Annotated in this window: 24 protein-coding genes and 1 riboswitch; of the genes, 6 read left to right on the forward strand and 18 right to left on the reverse strand. The window is 65.2% G+C overall.

Annotated elements, in window-relative coordinates:
* Positions 1-755: 755 nt before the first annotated feature.
* Positions 756-2579, forward strand: coding sequence for an SPOR domain-containing protein (locus FSZ31_RS07100; protein ID WP_147122692.1), 1824 nt, complete (start codon positions 756-758; stop codon positions 2577-2579).
* 13 nt (positions 2580-2592) lie between these two features.
* Positions 2593-3786, forward strand: coding sequence for a deoxyguanosinetriphosphate triphosphohydrolase (locus FSZ31_RS07105; protein WP_147122693.1), 1194 nt, complete (start codon positions 2593-2595; stop codon positions 3784-3786).
* 30 nt (positions 3787-3816) lie between these two features.
* On the opposite strand, the gene FSZ31_RS07110 is transcribed toward FSZ31_RS07105, so the two are convergent.
* Positions 3817-4017: a DUF1674 domain-containing protein gene (locus FSZ31_RS07110; RefSeq protein WP_147122694.1), complete on the reverse strand. Its 201-nt coding sequence runs from the start codon at positions 4015-4017 to the stop codon at positions 3817-3819.
* A gap of 92 nt (positions 4018-4109) precedes the next feature.
* Here FSZ31_RS07110 and FSZ31_RS07115 point away from each other — a divergent pair, with 92 nt between their 5' ends.
* The 3 genes from FSZ31_RS07115 to FSZ31_RS07125 all read left to right on the forward strand — a co-directional run bounded on the left by FSZ31_RS07115 (position 4110) and on the right by FSZ31_RS07125 (position 8398).
* Positions 4110-5465 (forward strand): RsmB/NOP family class I SAM-dependent RNA methyltransferase, encoded by a 1356-nt coding sequence (locus FSZ31_RS07115; RefSeq protein ID WP_147122695.1) that lies wholly within the window; start codon positions 4110-4112, stop codon positions 5463-5465.
* Positions 5466-5581: 116 nt separating this feature from the next.
* A riboswitch (cobalamin riboswitch) is annotated at positions 5582-5787 on the forward strand.
* Between the two features lie 100 nt (positions 5788-5887).
* The gene (locus FSZ31_RS07120; RefSeq protein WP_147122696.1) at positions 5888-7816 is read left to right on the forward strand and encodes a TonB-dependent receptor plug domain-containing protein; all 1929 of its coding nucleotides are present in this window, start codon (positions 5888-5890) and stop codon (positions 7814-7816) included.
* Positions 7817-7837: 21 nt separating this feature from the next.
* Positions 7838-8398, forward strand: coding sequence for a hypothetical protein (locus FSZ31_RS07125; protein WP_147122697.1), 561 nt, complete (start codon positions 7838-7840; stop codon positions 8396-8398).
* Between the two features lie 7 nt (positions 8399-8405).
* On the opposite strand, the gene FSZ31_RS07130 is transcribed toward FSZ31_RS07125, so the two are convergent.
* Positions 8406-9749 (reverse strand): HD-GYP domain-containing protein, encoded by a 1344-nt coding sequence (locus tag FSZ31_RS07130; RefSeq protein ID WP_147122698.1) that lies wholly within the window; start codon positions 9747-9749, stop codon positions 8406-8408.
* A 405-nt stretch (positions 9750-10154) separates the two neighbouring features.
* On the opposite strand from FSZ31_RS07130, the gene FSZ31_RS07135 reads away from it, so the two are divergent.
* Positions 10155-11159: a sigma-54 interaction domain-containing protein gene (locus FSZ31_RS07135; RefSeq protein ID WP_236643715.1), complete on the forward strand. Its 1005-nt coding sequence runs from the start codon at positions 10155-10157 to the stop codon at positions 11157-11159.
* A gap of 27 nt (positions 11160-11186) precedes the next feature.
* On the opposite strand, the gene fliS is transcribed toward FSZ31_RS07135, so the two are convergent.
* The 16 genes from fliS to fliF form a co-directional block, all read right to left on the reverse strand.
* A complete protein-coding gene (fliS, locus tag FSZ31_RS07140) occupies positions 11187-11579 on the reverse strand; it encodes a flagellar export chaperone FliS (RefSeq protein WP_147122700.1) in 393 nt (130 codons plus the stop codon).
* A 20-nt stretch (positions 11580-11599) separates the two neighbouring features.
* Positions 11600-13012, reverse strand: a complete 1413-nt coding sequence (fliD, locus tag FSZ31_RS07145) for a flagellar filament capping protein FliD (protein ID WP_147122701.1) — start codon at positions 13010-13012, stop codon at positions 11600-11602.
* 45 nt (positions 13013-13057) lie between these two features.
* The gene (locus FSZ31_RS07150) at positions 13058-14200 is read right to left on the reverse strand and encodes an EscU/YscU/HrcU family type III secretion system export apparatus switch protein (RefSeq protein ID WP_147122702.1); all 1143 of its coding nucleotides are present in this window, start codon (positions 14198-14200) and stop codon (positions 13058-13060) included.
* Between the two features lie 4 nt (positions 14201-14204).
* Positions 14205-14984, reverse strand: a complete 780-nt coding sequence (gene fliR / locus FSZ31_RS07155) for a flagellar biosynthetic protein FliR (protein WP_147122703.1) — start codon at positions 14982-14984, stop codon at positions 14205-14207.
* On the reverse strand, positions 14981-15253 hold the full coding sequence (locus FSZ31_RS07160; RefSeq protein ID WP_147122704.1) for a flagellar biosynthetic protein FliQ: 273 nt from the start codon (positions 15251-15253) through the stop codon (positions 14981-14983). The genes fliR and FSZ31_RS07160 overlap by 4 nt, the downstream gene beginning before the upstream one ends.
* Before the next feature lie 10 nt (positions 15254-15263).
* Positions 15264-16049 (reverse strand): flagellar type III secretion system pore protein FliP, encoded by a 786-nt coding sequence (gene fliP / locus FSZ31_RS07165; protein WP_147122705.1) that lies wholly within the window; start codon positions 16047-16049, stop codon positions 15264-15266.
* Positions 16050-16053: 4 nt separating this feature from the next.
* On the reverse strand, positions 16054-16452 hold the full coding sequence (locus FSZ31_RS07170; RefSeq protein ID WP_147122706.1) for a FliO/MopB family protein: 399 nt from the start codon (positions 16450-16452) through the stop codon (positions 16054-16056).
* Positions 16452-16820, reverse strand: coding sequence for a flagellar motor switch protein FliN (gene fliN / locus FSZ31_RS07175; protein WP_147122707.1), 369 nt, complete (start codon positions 16818-16820; stop codon positions 16452-16454). Before fliN ends, FSZ31_RS07170 begins: the two co-directional genes overlap by 1 nt.
* Before the next feature lie 3 nt (positions 16821-16823).
* Positions 16824-17741: a FliM/FliN family flagellar motor switch protein gene (locus tag FSZ31_RS07180; protein ID WP_147122708.1), complete on the reverse strand. Its 918-nt coding sequence runs from the start codon at positions 17739-17741 to the stop codon at positions 16824-16826.
* Between the two features lie 4 nt (positions 17742-17745).
* The gene (locus tag FSZ31_RS07185; protein WP_147122709.1) at positions 17746-18291 is read right to left on the reverse strand and encodes a flagellar basal body-associated FliL family protein; all 546 of its coding nucleotides are present in this window, start codon (positions 18289-18291) and stop codon (positions 17746-17748) included.
* A gap of 36 nt (positions 18292-18327) precedes the next feature.
* Positions 18328-19809 (reverse strand): flagellar hook-length control protein FliK, encoded by a 1482-nt coding sequence (locus FSZ31_RS07190; protein ID WP_161595981.1) that lies wholly within the window; start codon positions 19807-19809, stop codon positions 18328-18330.
* An 80-nt stretch (positions 19810-19889) separates the two neighbouring features.
* The gene (locus tag FSZ31_RS07195) at positions 19890-20321 is read right to left on the reverse strand and encodes a hypothetical protein (protein ID WP_147122711.1); all 432 of its coding nucleotides are present in this window, start codon (positions 20319-20321) and stop codon (positions 19890-19892) included.
* Positions 20318-21649 carry a FliI/YscN family ATPase gene (locus FSZ31_RS07200; protein ID WP_147122712.1) on the reverse strand — a complete coding sequence of 444 codons (1332 nt, stop codon included), beginning with the start codon at positions 21647-21649 and terminating at the stop codon, positions 20318-20320. Before FSZ31_RS07200 ends, FSZ31_RS07195 begins: the two co-directional genes overlap by 4 nt.
* Positions 21646-22275, reverse strand: a complete 630-nt coding sequence (locus tag FSZ31_RS07205) for a hypothetical protein (protein WP_147122713.1) — start codon at positions 22273-22275, stop codon at positions 21646-21648. Before FSZ31_RS07205 ends, FSZ31_RS07200 begins: the two co-directional genes overlap by 4 nt.
* The gene (fliG, locus tag FSZ31_RS07210; RefSeq protein ID WP_147122714.1) at positions 22262-23332 is read right to left on the reverse strand and encodes a flagellar motor switch protein FliG; all 1071 of its coding nucleotides are present in this window, start codon (positions 23330-23332) and stop codon (positions 22262-22264) included. The genes FSZ31_RS07205 and fliG overlap by 14 nt, the downstream gene beginning before the upstream one ends.
* Positions 23325-25022, reverse strand: coding sequence for a flagellar basal-body MS-ring/collar protein FliF (gene fliF, locus FSZ31_RS07215; RefSeq protein WP_236643716.1), 1698 nt, complete (start codon positions 25020-25022; stop codon positions 23325-23327). Before fliF ends, fliG begins: the two co-directional genes overlap by 8 nt.

The raw sequence follows: 25022 nt of genomic DNA on the forward strand, positions 1-25022 counted from the left end.
ACGAAGCGCCTGCCGATGACGACGCCGTCACCGCAAGCGATTCCGCCGATGGCAGCGCCGATCAGGCGACCGGCTTTGCCAGCGATCACGGCTTCGACGATGGCGCCGACGAAGACACGGGCGTTTCCTACGATGCGCCGCCGCCGCGCCAGGGCTTTGCGCCTGCCGCGCCGCACCAGCCAGAAGCAACGCCATCGTACGACGACACCGGATCTGGAGCCGATCATGGCTCAAGCGCCGACGCAGATGCCGAACCGCTCGAGCTTTCCGACGAGGTGGACAGCTCATCGTCCGACGATGTCCCGCCGTTCCGGCCGGCCGCTACGCCCAAACGCCAGGCGATCCCGACCTACGACGACACTGCGCCCGAACCGATTCCGGGCCTGTCGATCCGCGATCGACTGCGCCAGAGCCAGGATGACGGGCAGCAAGGCCCCGCGCCGGCCGACGACGAATTGGTCCTCGACAGCCCGACGACGCCAGCTCCTGCAGCATCGAGTGCCAAGGGTGGCGGGACGCTGTTCGAACGGATGTCGCGGCTTTCGCGCGGCGCCCCCAAGAGCGATGCCGAAAGCGACGGCGGCGACGACGATGGCGATGCCCTCGAAATCCCGCGCTTCCTTAATCGGCAGAACAATCAATAGGCTGGTGCCGGTCGGCGGCATGACGGGTGCGACAGGATGGATGGTGCCGCTTTCGCGACCGGCTGCGGGCTGTGTTGCGCGCTATTCAGCCTGCGACGGTATAGTGATCGGGTGACTTCGCTTCTCCATCCCCTGTTCCGCTTCCCCGCGCTTGCGCTGGTGACAGTGGCGATCGCTGTGCCCGCCAGCGCCCAGGTGCAGCCAGCCCACGTCGCCACGCCCGCCGAACGCGCAGCGTTCCAGGAACGCGCCGATGCGCAGAAGAAGCTCGCCGGTGCGCTGTCGCGGATCGCGCAGGACGGCAACAACGGCTACGCGCTGCTCGATGCGGGCGAGGCGGCAATCGCTCTCAACGACCCGCAGGCGGCTCTCGGTTTTCTAGCGCGGGCCGAACATGCCATGCCGCGCGAGGCGCGGGTCAAATCGGCGCTCGGCGCGGCGATGATGGGGATCGGCAAGGACGACCAGGCGCTGCGCTATTTCGGCGAAGCGGAAAGCCTCGGCGCACGCGAACGGACCTATCTCGGCGAGCGCGCGCTGGCCTATGAACTCAGCGGCGATGGGGCCGCGGCACAGCGCGATTATCGCGCCGCGCTCGCGATCAAGCCGGGCGATCCGACGCTGACGCGCAATTACGCGCTGTCGATGGGCATTGCCGGCAACAGCAAGGCGGCGCTGGCAATCCTCAACCCGCTGCTGGCGAGCCAGGATCGCGCCGCCTGGCGTGCGCAAGCCTTTATCCTCGCGATGAACGGCCAGACCGACGAAGCCGCAAAAACCGTCGATGCGATGATGCCGGTCGACCTGGCGCGCGGGATCAAACCCTATCTTGCGCGAATGGACAATCTGACCCCGGTGCAAAAGGCCGCCGCGGTGCATCTGGGCAGATTTCCCACCGGGCCGCTGGCGCCTTCGGACGTTCGCCTCGCGTCGGCCGACACGCGCGTTCCAGCGCCGACCTCGACCCGCAAGCCGACGCGGGCCGAGCGCGACGCCGCGCGCCGTGCCGCGCGCGACCAGGCCCAGCGCGAAAAGGCCCAGCGAGAAAGTGCGGCGAGGGCGCTTCCGCCGCCGGTCCGTACTGCGACCGTGGCGCGCAGTCAGCCGACCGTCGTCGCCTCCGCCAGTCCGCGGATCGTTCCTCCGACACCGACACCCACGCCGAGCCCGCCGCCGGCCATGCCTGAGATTGCCCAGCGCGCCGAGCCGATCCGCTCGACGCAATTGCCGCCGTCGTCGGTGGTCCAGCCGGGCTTCAGCGGTAACGCGAGCGCCAGCGCAACGCCGTCGCTGCCGCCGGCGCAGGAAATCACGATTGCGCCGCGCACGATGCCAAGCGCGCCGACCGCTACGCCAACGTCGGTCTATGGCCCAACGAGCCCGACCGCGATCGCCCCAGCACCTGAAAAGTCGCTGTTCGATATCGTCAACGCGATCGACGTGGCTCCAGCTTCGGAGCGTCCGCCGACGGCGGCGCTAAGTGCCGCCGAACTCGAGCGGATCAAGCAGGAGACGCTCGCCGAGCAAGCGGCCGAGGAAAAGCGCGCGGCGGTCGAGAAGGCCAAGGCGCAGGCAGCGGCGAAAGCCAAGCAGGAGGCCGACGCCAAGGCGAAGGCCGAAGCCGATGCGAAGAAGGCCGAGAAACTGGCCAAGGCGGCCAATCCGGCGCGCTTCTGGGTCCAGGTCGCAACCGGCGGCGAAGCGAAGGCGCTGGCGTTCGATTTCCGTCGCCTCGCCAAGAAATATCCCGAACAGTTCAAGGGACAGGACGGCTGGACGTCGCAATGGGGCCAGACGCGCCGCCTCGTCGTCGGACCGTTCGACAGCCTGAAGGAAGCGAAGGCCTGGGACGCCGGTTATCGCAAGGCGGGCGGCGATTCGTTCACCTGGTCGAGCACCGACGGTTTGGAGGTCGAAAAGCTTCCGGGCAAGTGATAGGCGGGTCGGCGTGACCGACCTCCAGACCCGCTCGCCCTATGCCTCTAACCCCGCCGACAGCCGGGGCCGGCAGCATGCCCAACCGGGTCCTTCGGGCGAGCAGCGCGGCCCACGCGACGTCTTTCAGCGTGACCGCGACCGCATCATCCATTCGACCGGGTTTCGCCGCCTGCGCCACAAGACGCAGGTGTTCATTTCGCCCGACGGCGATCATGATCGCGTCCGCCTGACCCACAGCCTCGAAGTCGCGCAGATCGGGCGCACGATTGCACGCGCGCTCGGCCTCAACGAGGACCTGACCGAAGCGCTCTGCCTGGCGCACGACATCGGCCACCCGCCGTTCGGCCATGCCGGCGAAAAGGCGCTCAAGGCTGCACTCGCCGATCATGGCGGGTTCGATCACAACGGCCAGACGCTGCGTATGGTGACGCTGCTCGACAGCCCCTATCCGCGCTTTGCCGGGCTCAACCTCAGCTGGGAAACGCTCGAAGGCCTCGCCAAGCATAATGGTCCGGTGACCGCGCCGGGCTGGGCGCTGGCCGAAGCCGACGCCGCATTTCCGCTTGACCTTGGCACTCATGCCTCGCTCGAGGCGCAGGTCGCCGCGGTCGCCGACGACATCGCCTATGACAATCACGATATCGACGACGGTCTGCGCGCGGGCCTGCTGACGCTCGACCGGCTGCTCGCCGAGGAGCCATTCATCGCCGCGACGTGGGAACGTGTCAGCGCGGCCTATCCCGATGTGTCCGAAGAATTGCGCGCGCGCGAACTGGTCCGCTCGCAAATCGGCGCGATGGTCAACGACGTCATCGAACAGACCAGGGCGACGATTGCCGAGACCAACCCCGCGAGCGTCGACGACGTGCGCAATGCCGGCCGGACGATCGCAGGTTTTTCGTCGCAGATGGCGCGCGACGAACGCGCGCTCAAATCGTTCATGTACGCCAATCTCTACCATCACGATGCGCAACTCGCCGCCGCCGATGCCGCCGAAACGGTGATCGCGGGGCTGTACGATGCCTATGCGCACGATCCGCAGCTGATCGACGCCGACTGGTTCGATCGCCTGCCGAGCGCGCAGCCCGGCCGCGCGCGTCATATCGCCGATTATATCGCGGGCATGACCGATCGCTTCGCCTGTGCGCGCTTTGCCGAGATTTACGGCAAGCAGGCGTTACCCGCAATCTTGCGCCCGGCTTGACCGTACACCGAGCGTCAGCCTGAGCCGGCGCTAGAAATCGATCGCGATGCCGTTGCGTTCCCAGTCGCCATAGCGAACCGGGTTGGTGCCGAGCGGATCGTTGTCGAGATCTACGCGCGCCGGCTTGGGCGGCGGCGTGTTGGTCCAACGCGCCGGCGGTTGCACCGTATCGGGGCGTTTGGTGGCGCGAGGGCGGGAAGTGGCATCGTCGGTCAGGGGATCGTCGGTCATGGCATCGATATAGGCGTTGCGCCCACTTGGCGAAAGGCCGCGCATGCGCGCAAATGCTTGGCGCGCCGCTCGCGCTGGCCTAGGGCGGCGCGATGGCGCATCCTCCCCGACAGAACCGTCCCGATCAATCGCAGGCCTGGCGTGGGCCGAAACGGCCGCGCCCCAAGCGCGAGACCGAAACGCGCGAGGTGCCGGGCCTTCCCGCACGCCGCGCGGCATTGAAGATCATCGACGCGGTGCTCCATCGCGGCGAGTCGCTCGACCGCGTCGCCAACGGCGCAACGCAGGGCATGCCGGCGCAGGCCGACCGTGCGCTCGCCATCGCCATCGCGATCGAGGTGCTGCGCCATTTGCCCGCGCTCGACGCGCTGATCGACGGCGCGATGCGCAATCCGGTCGACAGCAACGTCAAGGTGCGATCGGTCATGCGCCTCGCGCTCGTCCAGCATTTCAAGATGGCGACCCCGCCGCACGCGATCCTCGCGACCGCGCTGCCGCTGCTCGAGGGCGGCCCCCGCCGGCTGGCGCACGGCGTCCTCGGCACGATCTTCCGCTCGGAAGCAAGGCTGCCCGAGATCGCCGAATTGCCGCAGCCCGTCGTCGAACGCTGGCAGGCAGCATGGGGCGATGCGATGGTCGCCGCGGCGAGTGAGGCGTTCGGCCACCAGCCGCCGATCGACCTGACGCTGCGCGACGCGGGCGGGACTGCACAATGGACGCAGACGCTCGGCGGGACGAGCCTGATGCCCGGACATGTCCGGCTTGATACGCCCGGATCGATCGCCGCGCTCGACGGCTATGACGCGGGCGCCTGGTGGGTCCAGGATATCGCCGCTGCGATCCCCGCGCGCTTGCTCGGGAGCGGCGCTGGCAAGACCGTGCTCGACCTGTGCGCCGCGCCGGGCGGCAAGAGCCTGCAACTCGCCGCCGCCGGATGGAATGTGGTTGCGGTCGACAAGTCGGCCAAGCGGCTCGAACGCATGGCAGAAAATATCGCGCGCTCGGGCCTGACGGTCGCCACGACCGCCGCCGATATCCTCGAATGGCAGCCCGAGCGACAAGCCGACGCGGTGTTGCTCGATGCGCCGTGCAGCGCGACGGGCATTTTCCGCCGCCATCCCGATGTCCTCTACCGCGTCCGCGACGACGATATCGCCGCGCTGGCCGAACTGCAGACCGCGACGCTCGCGCGCGCTGCGCAATGGGTGAAGCCGGGCGGCAGCCTGATCTACGCGACCTGCTCGCTTGAGCCCGCCGAAGGCGAGGCGCAGACGAGGACCTTTGTTGCCGCGCATGACGGTTGGTCGATCGACGCGATCGCGGCCGACGAAGTTGCGCCGGGGATGACCATCGCGCCCGAGGGCTGGCTCAGGATTGCGCCGCCGATGCTCGCCGAAGAGGGCGGCGCCGACGGCTTCTTCATCGTGCGGCTGACGCGCGCGAAATAATTATCGACTTGCGCTCACCCTGAGTTCGTCGAAGCGGCTCGCGGGGGCTTCGACGGGCTCAGCCTGAACGCTGTCGGGACAATCCGCTCTTGCGTGAGAGCGCCCAAGCGGCCTAAAATCGTACGCATGTGATGGGTTCCCCTTTAGCCGGGGGAAGCAAAAGGGAAGCCGGTGCGGTCACCAGACCCAATCCGGCGCTGCTCCCGCAACTGTCATCGGAGAGCCCAAGCGCCTCTTTGCCACTGGAGACATCCGGGAAGGCGAGGCGCGACGCGGGCGGCGACCCGAGAGCCAGGAGACCTGCCCATCGCGTCGTTCCTTCGCGCGGACGGGTGTGCCGGGCGGACGAGGGTTTTCCTCGCGTGAGCGATGTCCGGAAGGCGCTGTGTCGTCCGGATCGACAACGCGAGAGGAAACGACGCATGAAATCGCTACAGTATCTGGCAACGGCAGCGGTGCTGGCGCAGGCCGCGCCCGGCTGGGCGCAGGCCATCGCGCCCGACGATACCGCCTCCGACACACAAATCGTCGTCACCGCGACGCGGTCGAGCGAGGTTGAGCCGATCGACCGCAGCGGAAATTCGGTGACCGTCATCGATGCCACCGCGATCGACCATCGCGAGGGGCGCAGCGTTGCCGAACTGCTGCGCGACGTGCCCGGCGTTGCGGTCGGCGCGACCCCCGGCCAGACGCAGCTGCGCCTACGTGGCAGCGAGGCGAACCACGTCCTCGTGCTGATCGACGGGATCGAGGTGTCCGATCCGTTCGCGGGTGAATTCGACTTTGCCGGCCTGACCGCCGAACCGGGCGCTCGGATCGAGGTGCTGCGCGGCCAGCAAAGCGCACTCTATGGCTCCGACGCGATCGGCGGCGTCGTCCAGTATATCACTGCGTCGGGACGCGATGCACCCGGACTGAGCGCGCGCGCCGAGGCGGGAACGTTCGGCTCGTTCGGCGCAGCCGCGCGCGGGGCAGGGGATTCGGGCGCGTTCGATTATGCGCTGACGGGCAGCTACACGACGAGCGACGGCAGCCCGGGCGCGCGCGGCGGCAGCCGCAATCTCGGCAGCGAGAGCCGCGGCCTGGCGTTCAAATCGAACCTCGCCGTCGCTCCCAACGCGCGCCTGACCGCTGTATTGCGCTATGCGCGCAACGCGGGCGACTTCAACGATGTCGGAAGCGATCCCGCCAGCCCCGATTTCGGCCTGATCGTCGATACGCCGGGGCTGCGCTTCGTCAACTCGGCGCGCTACGCGTTGCTGCGCGGCGAGATCGATCTTGCCGACGGCAAGTGGAAACAGGTCGTGAGCGCGCAGGTCGCCGACAGCGTGCGCGACACCTATCGCAGCGATGTCCGCAGTTCGGGCAGCGAGGGTCGGCGCTACAAGGGATCGTATGAAAGCACGCTCCACTTCGCCGCGGGCTCCGTCGCGCATCGCGTCACGCTGGCGATCGATGCCGAGCGCGAAACCGCGCGCAATACCGACCCGACCGGCATGGCGTTTACCGGGCAGCGCGATTTCGACAATCTCGGGCTCGTCGGCGAATATGCGCTGACGATGGGTCAGGCGTTCGCGTTCGGCGCGGCGGTCCGACACGACGTCAACAACCGCTTTGCCGACGTCACGACATATCGCTTCAACGGATCGGTTCGCATCGCCGCCGATACGCGGGTCCACGCGGCGTTCGGCACCGGCGTCAAGAATCCCGGTTTTTACGAGCTCTACGGCTATTTCGACGGGCGCTTCATCGGCAACCCTGGGCTGAAGCCCGAACGCACGACCGGCTGGGAAGCGGGGATCGAGCAACGCTTCGCCGCGGATCGCGTGACGATCGGCGCGACCTGGTTCCAGAGCCGCCTGACCGACGAGATCTTCATCACCTACCCGCCGCCAAGCTTTGTGCCGACGCCGGGAAATCGCGCCGAGGTGTCGCGCCAGCGCGGCGTCGAAGCTTATGCGAAGGCGCAATTGAGTCCGGCCTGGCGGATCGACGGGGCCTATACCTGGCTGCACGCGCGAGAGAACGGCGTCGAGGAGGTCCGGCGTCCGGCGCACAGCGCAAGCCTGGCGGTCGATTGGACGCCAGCGGCCAGCCGTTTCGCTGCGACGCTCGTCGCGCGCTATACCGGGCGCCAGCGCGACGTCGCCTTCACCGATCCGTCCTACGTGCCGCGCACGGTGACGCTCGACGACTATCTGCTGATCAATGCGAGCGCGCGATACGACCTCGACGCGCGCGTCACGCTGTTCGCGCGGATCGAAAACCTGCTTTCTGCAGACTATGAAGACGTCTTTAGCTATGCGACGCCCGGTCGCAGCGCGTATATAGGCATCAAGGCCCGGTTCTGACCGGCATCAAGGAGTGAAGAGATGACGATGACCAAATCGAACCAGGCGCTGTTGTGGACCGGTGTCCTCGCGGTGGCGACCGTCGCCGGCGCGCCCGCCGCCGCCTGCGTGCTGCCTTTTGCCGCGACCGCCGCGGTCGCCGCGTTCACGCTCGACATCCGCCGCGCACTGGCCGCGATCGGCCTCGTCTGGCTGCTCAATCAGGCGATCGGCTATGGCCTGATGAACTATCCGGTGACGCAATATTCGATCGGCTGGGGTGCCGCATTGCTCGGCGCCAGCGTCGCCGCGCTGGTCGCAGCGCGCTTCGTGCGCAGCGCGATCACGCAGTGGGTTGGCGACACGACGAACGATGTCGCTGCAATGGCCGCGGGCTTTGTCGCGGCATTTGGCGTCTATGAAGGCTCGCTGTTCGCGTTGGCGCAGTTCGCCGGCGGAATCGACACGTTTGCGCCCAACATCGTCGCGACGATCGGGCTCAACGACACGCTCTGGTTCGCCCTGCTGATGGGATTGCGCTGGGTGGTCGTCAACGCAGCGCCCGCCGGCTTCGGCGAGCGCGCGATCGTGCCTTCGGTCTAGTTGGCTGCTAGGCGGCTTTCCAAGTGAACGCTTGCGGTGATGTCTCGTCTTCTTCCGACGCAATGATTGGCGGAACCACAACGGGTCCGTTCCACATGTGCTGCAGGACGGTGCGATTGATCGTGCCGACCGGCTGCATGACATATTCGATCAGCGAGGCCGGGTCTTCGGCGCGCCAGGTCCGCGGATCTTCGTTCGCGACGATGTGCGCATGGTTGGCGCGAAGACCCAGGACTAGGTCCTCGGGCTGCTCGATCGTGTCGCGCAGCGTGTCGTAGAACGTCCGCACGAGAGGCGGTGAATTGTCGGTCTTGGCGGGCATGACCACCGCGAGCTGGCCGGTATCGAGCTTGACCACCGATGCCAGCGGGAAGACGCGGATCGCCTGGAAGAAGGTGAAGAGCAGGTCGGGATCGAAACATCCGTCCCAGTTCTGCATTTCGCCGACCGCACGTTGCGGCGACCACGCCTCCTTGTACGAGCGCTCGGAGGTCAGCGCATCGTATACGTCGCAGATCGCGCCCATCCGCGCAGGCAGGCTGATTTTCGGTCCCAACAGCCCCTCGGGATAGCCCTTGCCGTCCATCCGTTCGTGATGGTGGAGACACACTTCGATCGCGCAATCGGAAACGCCGGGCAATTCGCGCAAGAGGGCGGCGCCCTTCACGGCATGTTCCTTGACGATCGCGAACTCGCTCTCGGTCAACTCATCCGGCTTATTGAGAATATCGAGCGGGACGCCGATCTTGCCGATGTCGTGGAGCAATCCGGCGACACCCAGGCGGACGACGTGATCCTGGGCAAGGCGCTGTTGCCGCGCCAGCTTGATCATCAGCGTGCAGACCGCGACCGAATGGAGATAGGTGTATTCATCCTTGTTCTTCAGTCGCAGCATGTTGATCAGCGTCACCGAGTCCTGGACGACGGCGTTGCAAATGTCTTCGGCGACCGTGTCGGCGAGCGAAAGATCGACCGCGGCACCCGACTGGACCTGGTCGAACAGGGTTTTCACCAGGCGCTTAGACGTGTCGATCGTCTCTGCGGCGCGTTCGCGCTTGCCGAACGTTCGCGGCGCCTTGGGCGATGCGAAGCGAGCCTGGGATGCGCGTGGCGCAGGTGTTGGAGGGGCAACGGGCTGGACGTCGGGTGTTGCGCTATCGTCAGCGACGTCGATGCCGAGGTCGGTGTCGATGACGAGACTCTCGATCCCGCTCTCGACGAATGCTGTGATCTGCTCGCTCGTCTTGATCTTGAGCCGGCTGCGCCAGAAGGGGTTAGAAAACCACGATCCGCCGACGGAGTCGACAAACATGCCAATCTGGAGCTGGTCGATAGGGATTTCTCGTTTCATCCCGTCACCTTATGCCGGTACGATTAAAACAGTCTAAACACCCGATGGTAAAGGCGAGCAACCGCGATCGCTTGGGAAGAATCGTGCCCAAGTGAATAAAATACCTAGTTTTTGCGCCCGCCTCCCGAATCAAAGTGATCGCGGCTTTGGATAATTCGCCAGAAGCTCTGGTCGACGGCAATTCGCTGCCGCCGACATTCTGAGCGCAATTGACGGATTTCCGCGCGTTTCGGCAAGATGTTGCCGCAAATAGGCAAGTTTTTTCCGCACTTAGGCACCGGTTAAAGGTTTCGTTAACCATTATCTCGCTACTTCGGTCTCAGCGGATCGCAGGGCCACTCAAACAGCCCGCCCGGTTCCCGATAAGAACAAGAAGACTGATGGGGGATGCCGGTGCCACATAAGATGATATCCGAACTCGTGATTGGCGACAGCGAAGCAATTTCGTCAGTCCGCACGATGATCCGCTTTTCGATCAATGCCCGGGCGAGCGTCATGATCACCGGACCTTCGGGTTGCGGCAAGGAAGTCGTCGCCCAGGCCATCCATCGCGCCTCGCCGCGCAACGAACAGCCCTTCATTGCAGTCAATAGCGGCGCAATCGCCGCCGACCTTATCGAATCCGAGCTGTTCGGCCATGAAAGCGGCAGCTTCACCGGCGCGACCGGCCGCCATGTAGGACTGTTCGAACAGGCCAATGGCGGCACGCTGTTCCTTGACGAGATCGGCGAGATGCCGCTTTCGCTCCAGGTCAAGCTGCTGCGCGTCATCGAGGAACGCTCGATCCGCCGCGTCGGCGGGACCAAGCAGATCCCGGTCGACGTCCGCATCATTGCCGCGACCAATCGCGACCTGCAGCAGGAAATCGCCAACGGCGGCTTCCGCGAGGACCTGTTCTACCGCCTGTGCGTCATTCCCATCAAGATTCCGTCGTTGGCCGCGCGTCCCGAGGATGTCGGCCCGCTCGTCGCGCATTTCATCAGCCTGATTGAACCCGGCGAAGAACGCCCGGTGCTGAGCGAAGCGGCGATCGAACGCCTAGCCGCCTACAAATGGCCGGGTAACGTGCGCGAACTGCGCAATGTCGTCGAACGCGCCGGGATTTTCTTTCCGGGCCAGACGATCGGCCGCGAAGAGGTCGAACTTCTCCTCGCCGAAACGTCGGTCGTGCCGATGTTCCTCCATACCGCCGATCGCCCCGAGGCAATGGTCGCCAATGTCGAATTCGCCAAAGGTTTCTCGCTTCAGGACCATTTGCAGGCCGAAGAACGCCGGCTGTTGGTCGATGCGCTCGTCGAATGCGGCGGCGTGATCGCCCAGGCGGCGCGCCTCGTCGATGTCCAGCGCACGACCTTTGTCGAAAAGATGCGGCGCCACAACATCTCGCGCGACGAACGCCAGGTCGCCTGATCGATTGCGGCGCGGACCTTTCGGGTCCTAGCGCTTGCCGATCTCGGTCCAGGCATCCGCCACTTCTGAAATGATATCGCGGGCGGCCTGCAATTTTGCGGCTGCCTCTTCGCCGCGTGCGTCGTTGAGACAGTTCGACGCTTCGCGATAGACGATCGCGAGCGCGGTAGAGATATCGCCGCCGCGTTCGAAATCGAGGCTTTCTTCGAGCGCATTGAGGATGTCCGACGCCTTGGCGCGCGATTGCAGCATCGCCGCGATGTCGCCGCGATCGATGCACCGCGCGGCGCGGTCGATGCGCAGCAACAGCTGTTCGAACAGGATCGCGACCAGCTCGTGCGGCGAAGCGGCCGCAACCCTGCTGGTTGCATCAAGGGCGCCATAGCTCTGCGCCACGCTGCGATTGCCCGCATAATACATCGTCGAATTCCTTATCGATTCTAGTTCTTATTGCTGCCGTTCCAGATCGAGGCCTGCTGGTCGACATATTGTTGCGTCTGGCGCAGGATCGCGAGCTGGCGGTCCATGTTCGAGAATGTCTGTTGCAGGTTCGCCTGATAGCGATTGATGTCGTCGTCGAGTTTGGTCCGAAGGTCGTCAAGTTGCTTGTTGACCTGGGCAAAGCGCGCCTTGGCGAGCGTCAACGGGCTGTTGGCATCCTGCAAGGCGGTGCGAACCGCATCGAGCGTGCCGGCGAGGCCCGGATGGTTGGCGTCGGGCGTAACCGGGTCGAGCATCTGGGCGACCGCGGTCGGATCCGCCGCCATTGCGCGATCGAAGGTCGGACTATCGAGCTCGAGCGTGCCGTCGCGCGCGGTGCGCACGCCGATATCGGCAAGCGTGCGAAACGGCCCGTCGGTCGACAGGATCGCCGAGCTCATCCGGCCAAGCCGCGTTGTCATGTCGCGGATCGCGCGGTTGCCGGCGAGCGGACCGCCCGAGGCGCTGTCGGTTCCCGGTGCGGTCGCGGTGTTGAGGCCGCGCTTGAGCGTGTTGTACGCGTCGATGAATTCGCTCACCAGGTCGCGCGTCGTCGCCACGGGCTTGTCGCCCGAAATCGTGATCGCAGCGCCCGGGGCCGCTGACAACAGGTTGAGGCGGACGCCCACGATCGCATTTTCGATGACGTTGCTCGAATTGACCAGCTCGATGCCGTCCATCATGACAATGCTGTCGGCGGCGTCGGAAACTTTCGCCATTCCGGTCGTGCTGCCAGATGCATAGGCAAAATCGGTGAGCGGGCTCGGCGCGCCGGTGATCGGATCGGGACCCGGGGCGGCGATCGAGAAACTCTCGTTCGCGCCTTGCTTGCCCGATACGACGAGCCGCGTGCCGCGGTTGTCGCTGACGATCTTGGCAGTGACGCCAGCATCGGCGGTGTTGATCGCATCGCGCAGCCCGGCAAGGCTATCGTTGGTTGCATCGATGATGATGTCGAATGCGCCGGTGCTGGTCGTCAGCGTCAGCGTGCCGGTTCCGACCGCCGCGTCAGGTCCGGTGAAATTGCGCGAAATGATCCGCTGTTCGGCGGCGAGTTGCTTCACCTCGAGCGAGACTGGTAGCCCCTGGGGCTTTTGGCCGTCGATAAAGCTCGCGGTGGCGACGCCGCCGTTGCTCGATACCAGGTCGCCGGCAAAGCGCCGCCCGTCGAGGATCCCGCTGAGCGCGTCGGCAAAGGTGTTGAGCGACGATGATGCCGAAGCGAGTGCAGAGATGCGCGCGCTGTTGAGCTGCTGCTTCTGCTGGATCGTCGCCTCGCGCGGCTGGCGCGTCGCAGCGACGAGGTCGGCCACGAGCTGACCCGAGTTGATTCCGGACTGGCCGCTGATCAGGTTGGAAATACTGGAGAGCATGTGTGCCCCTTTCTGGAAGCTTTAACGGCAGGCGGCGGAAAAGATTTAGCTTTCGGGACGACCGTCGGCATCGAAGCGCAGGTCGTCGGGAACGATGATGTCGGGGCGGTCGTGCTTGTCGGCCATCTCGGCATCCAGACGGAAAATGAAGGCGAGCAGCGAGGCGACCGCCATGTAGAGCCGCTCGTCGACGATGTGATTGGGTTTCGACGTGTAATAGATCGCACGCGTCAGCTCGGGATAATGCAGGATCGGCACCTTGTTCTCGTCGGCCAGGCTGCGCATGATCAGCGCCAGTTCGCCGCGTCCGCGCGCCAGCACGATCGGCGCGGCGTCGCGCGTCTGGTCGTAGCGCAGCGCGACTGCGAAATGCGTCGGGTTGACGAGCAGCACGGTCGCATCCTCGATCGCCTTGCGCGCCGATCCGCTCATCATTTCCTGCTGCCGCTGGCGGATCGCCTGTTTGACCTCGGGTGAGCCTTCGCTTTCCTTGTGCTCGTCCTTGACCTCCTGCTTGGTCATGCTCAGCTTCTTGCTGCGCTGGAACATCTGCGCGGGGACGTCGATCAGCGCGATGACGACGAGGCAGCCCGCCATCGCGATCAGCGTGAAGACGAACATGCCGCCAAAGGCGTCGATGCTGTTGCGGATATCGCCGAGACCGAGCTGGACCATGTCCTTGATCGACGAATAGATCAGCACGGTTCCGACCACGCCCATCAGGCTGACCTTGGCGAGCGCCTTCGACAGTTCGATCAGCGCATGCATGCCGAACATGCGCTTCAGGCCCGAAGCCGGGTTCATCTTTGATGCCTTTGGCTCGAGCGCCGACCAGCGGAAGCCGAGCGAACCGAGCATTGCCGGAGTCGCGATCGTTGTCAGCATCAACAGCGCGAACAGGGCGCCGAACGGGATCGCCAACGGAGCGACCAGCCGCAACGTGCGTTCGCCCATGTTGAAATCTTCGATGTCGGCGGGCGCGAAACTGAGGCCCGATCGGACCACCGCCGAAGTGGCATCGACGAGATGGGTGCCGAACAGTGCGAACATCGTCGCGCCGCCGATCATGACGAGCGCGACGCCAAGCTCCTTCGACTGGAGGACGTCGCCCTTCTTGGCGCTGTCCTTCAACCGTTTTTGGGTTGGATCTTCGGTTTTCTCGCCGCCGCCGGATGGTGAATCGGCCATAGCGTCAGCCCCTCACGACGATTTGCGACTGTTCGAGACCATCGGACATCGCGTGCATTACCGCATTGGCCATGACCGGTGCGGCCATCGCCAGCAGGACGAGGCCCGAGAGCAAGGCGACGGGCAGGCCGACCGCGAACAGGTTCATCGCTGGGGCCGAACGGGCAAGCATCGCCATGACGAGCTGGATCAGAATCAGCGCGGCGCCGACGGGCATCGCGATCAGCAATCCCATGGCAAACAGCGAGGCGCCGAAATCGACCAGGTCGCGGATCGCGGCAAAGCCGGGAAAGGCGTGGCCCGGCGGGAGGGTGTGATAGCTGTCGACGATGATCGAGATGAGCATCAGGTGGCCGTCCATCGCGAGCAGCAACAGCGTTGCGACAATCGACAGGAACTGGCCGATGACCGGGGTCGACGCGCCCGACTGCGGATCGTTGAGCGACGCGAAGCCGAGTCCCATCGCGTTGCTCAGCGTCTCGCCGGCAACGAACGCCGCCGAATAGCCGATCTGCAGCGCAAAACCGATCGAGATGCCGACGACGATCTCACCGGCGATGAAGATGAACCCGGTAAAGCTGACCAGCGTGTCGGCGGGCATGATCGCGCCGCCCGCGCCGGTCGCGGCAATCCCGATCATCATCGCCAGGATGATGCGGACCTGCAGCGGCACCTGTGCGGCACCGAAAATCGGCGCAGCGATCAGCGCGGCCCCGGGCCGAATCATCGCCATCGCCCATTGCCACAGTTGGTCTTCGGCGCCTGCGAAAGCCGGGGCGATCATACGAGAAGCTCCGGAATCCGGTTGAACATGTCGATCGTGAAGTCGGCGATCAGGTAGAGAATCGAGCCGCCGAACAGCGCGAGCATCAGGCCCACGACGATCAGTTTCGGCACGAAGCTCAGCGTCGCCTCGTTGATCGACGTCGCCGCCTGGACCATGCCGAGCAGGATGCCGACGACGAGCGCGGGGACGAGGAGCGGGGCGGCGGCGAGCGCGGTGATCCACAGGGTCTGCTGCGCGATGCCAATGAAGAAGTCGGTCTGTTCCATGGTCCGGGCCTCAGGTTACGAACGAACCGGCGAGCGAGCCCATCGTCAGGGCCCAGCCATCGACCAGGACGAATAGGAGCAGCTTGAAAGGCATCGAGATGATTGTCGGCGACAGCATCATCATGCCGAGCGCCATCAGCGTCGATGCCACGACCAGATCGATGATCAGGAAGGGCAGGAAGATCATGAAGCCGATCTGGAATGCGGTTTTGAGCTCGCTCGTCACGAAGGCTGGCAGCAGGATCGAAAACGGGATCGCTTCGGCGCTTTCGAAGCTCGGCTTCTTGGCGATGTCCATGAACAGCTTGAGATCGGTCTGACGCGTCTGTTTGACCATGAAGCTGTGGAAGATGTCGCCCGAGGTCGCGACCGCCTGTTCGAGCGTCACCTGGTCGGCGCCATAGGGCTGGATCGCGCGGGCGTTGATCTGCTCGATCGACGGCGCCATCACGAACAGCGAAAGGAACAGCGACAGGCCGATCAGGACCTGGTTGGGCGGGGTCTGCTGAAGGCCGAGCGCCTGGCGCAGGATCGACAGGACGATGATGATGCGGGTGAAGCTGGTCATCATCAGGATCAGCGACGGCAGGATCGTCAGCAGACCCATCATCACGAGAATCTGGAGCGACAGCGTCAACGGCGCACCGTTGCCCGATACGTCGCCAAGTGCGCGGGTCAGCGCTTCGGAAGCGCCCGGCGTCTGCGCCGACAGCTGGGCAGGGACGGCCAGCAGCAGGCCGGCGAGGCCGAGGCGGAGAAGTGTGGCGGGGGCGGGGAGGCGAAGCGACGCGCGCATCGGCTTATTCCTGGCCCGGGCGGGCGGCGGCGCGAAGTGCGAGCGCCTTGTTCATGATCGTGCGGAAGGGATTGGCGGGTTCGCCGAGCCCGGCGTCGGGCGTGTCGTCTGTCACGGGCACCGGCGCGGTGTGCGCTTCGCGTTCGGCTTGCGTCATCTCGCGGGTGGCGATCTGTTCGATCTTGCCGCGTGTTGCCGATAGCAAGATCCGCTGGCTTCCGAATTCGATGACCGCGAGCCGGCCCGACGTGCCCATCGAAAGCGTTTCGACGAGGCGCATGTCGCGCTGCTTCACGCCGGGAGCGAGGCCCGGCTGGTATTTACGATAGAGCCATAACGCTCCCACGATCATGCCTGCCATGAGCGGCAGCATGATCACCAGCTTGAGTATGTAATACGTCACTAAGCACGCCTTTCGACCTTCGCACTGCCGACGTTCTTCGTGACAACTTCCGCAACGCGGATGCCGAAACGACCGTCGACCGTTACAACTTCCCCCCTTGCAACCAGCGTGCCATTTACGTTGATGTCGAGCAGGTCGCTCGCCTGGCGGCCGAGTTCAACCACCGAGCCTTCGTTCAAGGCCATGATTTCACTAAGTTTTAGCGAAACGTTGCCGACCTCGACCGAAAGCCGGACGGGGATATCGGCAAGGAAGCGATAATGGTTGGCGCTCTCGTCGGCAAAAGCTGCCGCGGTGTCGCGGCAAGAATTTGCCGTTTCGTTGCCGCCCTGCGGGGGAAGCGTGGGGGCTTCGGTCATGTCGTTCATAACTTATCCTTTCTCGATATGGTCGATGCGGAAGGCGGCGAGGCCGTTTTGCTCGCCGAGACTGCCGCGTGCGAAGGTGCGATCGCCGATGATCAGCGGGATGTTCTGGGCCGGCGGAATGGGAATGATGTCGCCGGGCTTGAGGTTGGCGAGCTCGGGCAGCGTCATCGTCGGACGCGCCAGGATCGAGCGGACGGGGACGAAGACCTCGGCCATCGCGCCACCCATTTCGAGCCGCCATGCCGGGTCGGCGGTAACCGCTTCGGGGCCCTGGCTGGGGCTCCATTCTTCGCGCGCCGACTGGATCATCGCGATCGGGTAAACGATGTCGATGGTGAAGCTGGTCGTGCCGGCAAAGGTCAGCGTGAACGGCTGGATCATCAGCGCCGCGTCGCCCTTGGCGATCTTGGCTTCCTCGGGATCGTCGGTCAGGCCGGCGGCGAGGCAGCGGAACGATCCGAACTCGCCCCACGCGGCACCGATCGGCATCGCCAGCGAGTCGGCAATGCGATGCATCAGGCGCAGGTCGGCGGGGGAATATTCGGTCTTCTGCGTTTTCGCGCGGGAGATCGAACCACCGAAAAAGGCGTCGACAAGCGCGGCGATGAGGTCGTGGCCAAGGCGCAGCGCAAGCCGGCCCTTCATTGGCGGCAGCTGGTAGAAGGCGAGGCCCATCGATTGGCCCTGCGCCGCTAGCCAGCTGTCGTGCGTGTCGATGATCGCCTGTTCGGGCGTGACCGTCAGGCGTTCGCTGGCGAGTGGCTGGAGCGCAGTGCGCAGGCCGCCGGCGAGCAGCTTGGCGGTCCGCCGTGCGATCGGCATGACGTCGGCTTCGCTGCTGTCGCGCCGCGGAAAGCTGTGCGCCGCACCCTGCAGCGCGTCGGCGGCCGGAGCTGGTGATATGGGAGCCTGGGTCGCCATGGTCTTACTGCAGCACCAGCTTGGTGAAATAGACTTCGGCGATGCCGCCAAAGCCCGTTTTTTCCTTGAGCGTCGCGTTGATCCGGTCGCGCAGTCGGACGGCAAGCGCCTCTTTCCCGGCGACGGTTTCGAGCTCGAGCCCGTCGGTATTGGCAAGTTCGAGGACGATCGCATTGCGAATCGCGATGTCGTGATCGGTCAGCGCCTCGATGACGGTCTCGTCATAGAAGGTCGAAACCGCCAAATCGACCTGGGCAAAGCCGCTGTCGCCACGCAGGTTGGTGGTGAAGGTCTTGTCGATCGGGTGATAGGTCACCTTGTACTTTTCGGTGTGGGTCAGCTTGCCGTTGGCTGGCGCCTCGACCTCGTCGCCGTCCTTGAGGACAAGCTTGGGCAGATCGGGTTTTTCTTCGGCGGGCGGGCCGCTGATCGAGTGGGCATAGACGTAACCGCCGCCGCCACAGGCGCCGCCGATCACCAACACAGCAATCGCCGACAGCAGCATCTTTTTCTTTTTGCTGCGTTTCTTGGGTTGCTTTTCAGTCGACATGTTTGAACTCCGAATGGGTCTTAGTGTGCCGGAAAATCAGGCGTAAAATACGTTGGAAGCCGGGTTTGACAGCCCGCTCTCTGGGCGCGCCGGGATACCGTGATTGGCCGAAAAACCGCGCTGGTCGTGGCGGGTGCTGGCCGATTGCTGGGCATTGCTGCCGCGACCGTCGTGCCCGGTGCTGTGACCGGCGCTCTGGCCGCTACGCTGTTCGGATCCGCTGCCATCATGGCGGGCGGCTGCGTCGCGCGTCGCGACATCGATCGTCGTGATCCGCTGTCCGGCCTGGCGCAGTTCGTGTTCGATGCGGCCATGCGCCTGCGCGATCGCGCCGCGCACGGCTTCGTTTTCGGTCGTGATCTGCAGGCGTTCCATCTTGTGATCGAGCGCGATCTCGAGCTTGCCGAACCCTTCGGGGGTAATCTGCAAGAGGATCGCGCCGTTCTTGATCGACATTGCCGACATCGCGGCGCTGATCGCGCCACCGATGCGCTGTCCGAAATTGTGGTCGAACGGCACCGTTGCGGCGGTCGGAAGGTTTTGAGGTGTCGGGGTGCCGGCCTGCGCGGGAGCGGTCTGCTGCGCGACGACCTGGGTGAAATTCTGAACCGGCTGGGCCGACGTGTCGGCAGCGAGCACTGGCGCGGGGGCCGCTGCGACAGGGGCGTTTGAATGCGCCGGGGCGGGCTTGTCGCCGATCGACCGCTGCAGTGCCGCCGCGAGGTTCGTTGCGGGTGCACGACTGGTCGCCGACGTCTCTGAGTCGCCGATCTTGGCGGCGCTGGCCTTGGAGCCCTGCGCCTCACGCGTTGGTGTCGCGCCGGCCCGGCCAGCAATGCCGCCGGCCTGGATGAACTGTGCGGCGCCGACTGCCGATGCGGCCGTCGGGAGGGTTTGAGTGACCGCGGTCCGCGCTGCCTGGTCGTTTTGCAATTGGGCCGACGTTGCCTGCTCGCTCCGGGCCGCCGCCGACGATTGGATCGCCGACGGCGTAGGAGCGGGGGTAACAGGGGCGGCGGTGCTGGCCACAGTCGCGGGACCAGCGGGCGTAGCGGGAGTTGAATTTGCCGACGCTGCAGCAGCGGTAGCGGCTTTTGCCACGTCCGAGGCGGGTGCGGGCAGGTCAATCGTTCCGCGCGCGACGACGCCGGGCGCGGTGCGAGCTGCGCCATGCGATCCGCTTTGCAGGCTATCGCCTGCGGCGCCGGTGGTCTGCGTAAGCGCAGCGCCGGTGGCGGGGACTGCGGCAAGGACTTGCGGGGTGGCGACACCGGGAAGCACGATCATCGGCGCCATCACATTGGGATTGGCATCGGTATCGCGCTTGTCATCGGACTTGGCCGCATCGGCCTTGTCCGCTGCGCCGGTTTCGACCGCGAGCGGATTGGTGTCTTCGCCGACCGGCGAAGCGACCGCAAATTTCGCGTGTCCCGGAAGCGACGAAGCGGTCGTGGGCGCCAGGTGCGGCGCCGTCTTGGCCTCGAGCTGGCGGCGGAAAGGAAGGGTGTTACCGGTCATCGTTTCCGACCTTGCAGAAAGCGTGCCAGTTGGGTTGGCGTTAGCCGTGCCGCCTTTACCGAAGCTGGTTGAAAGGTTCATCATGGGCGCGATTCCATCGATCTGCGCGGCATTGCGCGCGGTTGGTTGGCGATCTTGCGATCGATCTCGAGTTCGACATTGGCGGCGGCGCGACCGGCAAGCCGGTCGGCAATCTCGCGTTTCTGGAAGGCGGCAACGCGTTGCCGCTCCATTTCGGCAGTTCTTTGCCGTGCCTCGTCGATCGTCTGCGCCATGCCGTCATCTGCGTGGCGCAGGCGATCGACCAGCTCGAGCTGGGCGTGGAGCGCGCGGCCTTCGCGACACGCATTGCCCGCTTCGTGCATGTGGGCGGCGATCGATTTCAATTGCCGGCGGCGCTGATGGAGCGTGTCTTCGGCACCACGGGCGAGCGCGCTGTCGCCCGTCGCGATGCGCAGCTGGGTGTCGCGCATACCGAGGATGCGACGACGACTGGCGAGCAGCTTCTTCATGTGGTGAAGCCCATTTCGAGCGTCGCGACGCTGTCATCGAGCGACACCGATGTGTCGGCATCCTGACGGATATAGTCGAGCAGCTCTTCGCGCCGTTCGACGGCTTCGTCGATGATCGGGTCGCTGCCCTCGCGATAGGCCCCCATCAAGAGGAGGTCGCGGTTTTCCTCATAGGCCGACCAGAGTCGGCGGAAATTGGCCTGGGCCGCGCGATGTGCGTCGGGAATGATGTCGGTCGCCACGCGGCTGAGCGATTTGCCGACGTCGATCGCTGGAAACACGCCCTGTTCGGACAGCAGGCGCGACAGGATGATATGGCCATCGACGATCGCGCGTGCGGTATCGACGACGGGATCCTCCATGTCGCCGCCATCGGCGAGCACGGTATAGATGGCGGTTATCGATCCGCCGCTGGCGCGGTCGTTGCCGGCGCGTTCGATCAGGCGCGGAATCAGCGCGAGCGATGACGGCGGATAGCCCTTCATCGTCGGCGGCTCGCCGAGCGACAGGCCGATTTCGCGCTGCGCGTGGGCGATGCGGGTCAGGCTGTCGATGATCAACAGGACGCGCTTACCCAGGCTGCGGAAATATTCGGCGATGGCGGTCGCGCGCGCGGCGGCGCGGAGCCGCAGGACGGGGGAATAGTCGGCCGGGACCGCGACGGTCACGGTGCGACCCTTCATCGGGCCGGCAAGCTTGGTTTCGACGAAATCGCTGACCTCGCGGCCGCGTTCGCCGATCAGGCCGATGACCGCGATGTCGACATCGGCATTGGCGATGATCTGTCCGATGAGGACCGACTTGCCGACGCCCGAACCTGCCGCGATCGCGATTCGCTGGCCGTATCCAGCGGTCAGCAGGCCGTTGATCGCGCGCACGCCGAGGTCGATCGGCTGGGTCACGCGGCCACGGTTGAGCACGTTCGAACGCTTGCCCGCCAGCGGCCAGTAAGCGTCGGAGATAATCGGGCCGCCGCCGTCGAGCGGTTCGCCCATCGGGCCGATGACGCGGCCGAGCAGGCCGTCGCCGACCTGCGCCTGGCTCGATTGCATATCGGGTTCGACGCGCGCGCCGTTGCGCACCGCGCCATCGCTGTCGAGCGGGATCATCAGTGCGCGCGAACCGCGGAAACCGGCGATCTCGGCCTTCATCGAGCGGCCGTCGGCAGTGCGGATCGTACCGCCAAAGCCGATCGGATAGTCGAAGCCGGTGACTTCCATCATGCCGGCATCGTGCGCGACGAGCCGACCGATCCGGCGCGGGCCGCAGCCGATCGCGCCGATCCTCTCGGCGAGCCCGGCAACAGCGCGTTCCTGGGCGGCGATCATCGTGCCGCCTTGATCGCTTCGATCATCGATTCCAGTTCGTTGAGGACGGGGTCGGTGCCCTGTTCGATCCAGCCGTCGGCATGTGCCAGCGACAGCGTGCCGCGTGTCAGCGTGAGATCGTCTTCGAGCGTGAGGCCATAAGTGGCGTCGCCGAGCAGCATCCGGTCCTGCGGATGGATATGGAGGACCGCGTTCGAACAGTCCTTTTCGGCAAGCGCCGCGAGCGATGCACAATGCTGTTTCAGCGTATCGGCATCGGGGGCGGCGAAACCCGCGGTGTTCTGCAGCAGCGTGCGGATCGTGCGGAGCAGCGTCTCGCACAGGGCATCGCTGGGCTGGGGCTTGAGCGTTTCGACCGATTCCGCAAGGCGGTCCGAGGCCGCGATCAACTCGGCATTCAGTTCGGCCATTGCGACCTGGCCGTCTTCATATCCCTTGCGATAGGTGTCGTCGAGCTGCTGGCGGAACAGCGTTGCCGCATCCTCGTCGCGATCGATCGACCGGTCGCCCTGGTCGTCGCGACCGCCCGACGTGCTGAATGGGCTGGGCGTCGCTTGCCAGACGGGACGGAAAATCGCGGCGGCATTGCCCATCTTGTGGGCAGCAAAGGATTCAGACGTAATCATCGCTCTGGCCCCCGATCGTGATATCGCCGGCATCGGCCAGCTTGCGGGCCTGGGCGACGACCGCCTTCTGCGCTTCGACCACTTCGCTCATCGGCATCGGTCCGCGTTCGCCCATCTCGTCTTCGAGCGTCTGCGCCGCGCGGGTCGACATGGCGCCCAGGATTTTCGCCTTGAGCTTCGCGTCGGCACCCTTGAGGGCGGGAATGAGCAGTTCGTTGTCGACGCTGCGCATGACGGTGCCGAGATCCTTGGCGTCGATCGTGATGAGGTCGGCAAAGGTGAACATCTGGTCCTGAATCTCGCCCGCCAGCGTCTTGTCGCGCTTGGCCAGCGCCTTGATCATGCGGTTGCTGTTGCGCTTGCCGACCAGGTTCATGATCGCCGCGACATCGGATGCGGTTCCGCCGCCGGTATCGACCGGGGCCGATCCCTTGGGGGAATGATGCGCCGACAGCAATTGTTCGATCGTTTCGATCGCATCGGGGCTGACCTGGCCGAGCGTGGCGAGGCGGTAGATGATGTCTTCCTGGTTCTCCGCCGGCAGCAGCTTGAGCACCGCGGCAGCATTGTCGGGCGACAGGAAGGACAATACCAACGCCACGATCTGAGGATGTTCCTCCTCGATCATCGCGACAATTTCCTTTGGTGCCATCCACTTGAGGGCATCGAGGCTTGGCGCGGCTTTCTTGGGAGCCGTGCGGCTGATCATCGCCTCGGCGCGCTGTTCACCCAGTGCGGTGGTCAGCATCGCCTGGATCTGGACATCGGCGCGATAGCCGACCGTCGTCCGGTGGCGGGCGCGATCGACGAACCGGTCGAGTACGCGATTGATCTCGTCGGCGCCGACATTGGCGACCGAATACATCACGCTGCTCAGCTGCTGGACTTCGTCGGGCTCGAGGCGCGACAGGATGCCGGCGGCTTCCTCTTCGGAGAAGAGCAGGAGAAGGATCGCCGCGGCCTGCTGGTCGTCAATGACCGGCGGGGCAGGGGTCTCGACGACCGGCGTTGTGACCGCTTCGACGGCGGTGTCTTCTTGTTCCAGGACCTCAGCCATTGACGGCCTCCTTAGGGCTCTTCGCCGATTGCAGGAGATCGCGAACGACCAGCGTCGCGTGCTCCGGATTCTGTTTTACGAAATTCTGGATCAGCAGCGCGCGTTCCTGATAGCTGTGCGCGGCGGTGATCATGTCGAGCGTTACGGGCAGGCTGTTCGCTTCGGGCGCGCGCTGGCTCCCATAGGACGGCGTGCCAGAGCTCCCGGTGATCGCCTTCATTTCCTTGCGCCGCTTGAGCAGCGGACGACCGATGAAGAAGATGATCGCCAGCGCGACGAGCGTCGCCGACAGGTTGCGGATCAGCATCGCGAGCCAGCTTGCTTCGTACCAGGCTTCCGAGGTTTCGACGATCGGCTGGAACGAGCGCGATGATACTGCGACCTGGTCGCCGCGCGCCTCGTTGAAGCCGATGGCGCCTTTGACGAGCTTTTCGATCGAAGCGATTTCGGCGGCGCTGCGCGGTTTCCCGCCGGGCGCATTGGCAACTGCCACGGCGACCGAGAGGCGGCTGACGTCGCCGGTTGCTTCACGGACGACCGATACCGAACGGCCGAGCTCGAAGCTGCGGTTGACCTGTTCCTGCCGGGTTTTCATGTCGGTGGCCGAGGTCGCTGGATCGCCCATCTGGTCCTGGACCGTCGCATTGGCGGGGGGCTGGTCGGATACCGCGCCGGGAATTCCGCCGACCGAACCGCCAGCGCCGTCGCCTTCGGACGTCCAGCTGCGCTGTTCGCTGCGGATCATGGCTTCGTCCTTGGGGTAGGTTTCGCTGGTCGCCTGGCGCTGCGAGAAATCCAGGTCGGCCGAGACTTCGGCGGCAAAATTGTTAGCGCCAAGGATCGGGGTCAGAAGCGCAGTCAGCGAACGCCGATAACGGTCCTCGATCTGTTCGCGGACAAGCAGCTGCTGGCCGGCTTCGCCCATCGGACCTGCGCCAGCGCTTTGCGACAGCAAGTGACCGTTCTGGTCGACCACCGAAACGCGCTCGGCGTTGAGACCCGAAACCGAGCTGGCGACGAGGTGAGTGATGGCCTGGACCTGCTCGCTGCCCAGGGTGGAGCCCGAGCCGAGGTTCAGGATAACCGAGGCGGCGGGCTCGTTACGTTCGCGGATGAACACGCTGGGCGGATCGACGGCAAGGTGGACGCGCGCCGAAATGACGCTGTCGAGCGCCTCGATCGAGCGTGCCAGGTCGGCTTCGCGGGCCCCGCGGAGTTTTTCGGTCTCGACCGCACGGCTGGCACCCATCGGCATGTTGGAAATCATGCTGTCGCCGTCGGGGGCGCTTTTGGGCAGGCCTTCGGCGGCGAGCATCATCTTGGCGGCGTGGTAATCGTCTTCGTTGACGGTAAGGGCGCCGGTTACATCGTCGATCTGGTAGGCGATGTTCGAGGTGCCGAGCGCGGAGGCGACGGCGGCCTTGTCATTTTCAGGCAGGCCGCGGAACAGGTCGCGCTGTGGCGGCGACTGCAACGCCATCCAGGCGAGCGCAGCCATGGCGACTACGGCAATGAAGCCAAGCAGCGGAAGCGACTTGGCAACCGCGGGCTGGGCGATGAATTCGCGCGCGCGATCGATCAGGCCGGCTGCCATATTGGCACCGCCACCGATCGGTTTCAGCCGTTGCGGGGTGAGGTTGGTCGCCGTGTTGCCGGCATCACCCGGCTGGGAAATGGTCATCTGGTTCAT

The sequence above is a fragment of the Flavisphingopyxis soli genome (assembly GCF_007995095.1).
Taxonomy (GTDB): Bacteria; Pseudomonadota; Alphaproteobacteria; order Sphingomonadales; family Sphingomonadaceae; genus Flavisphingopyxis; species Flavisphingopyxis soli.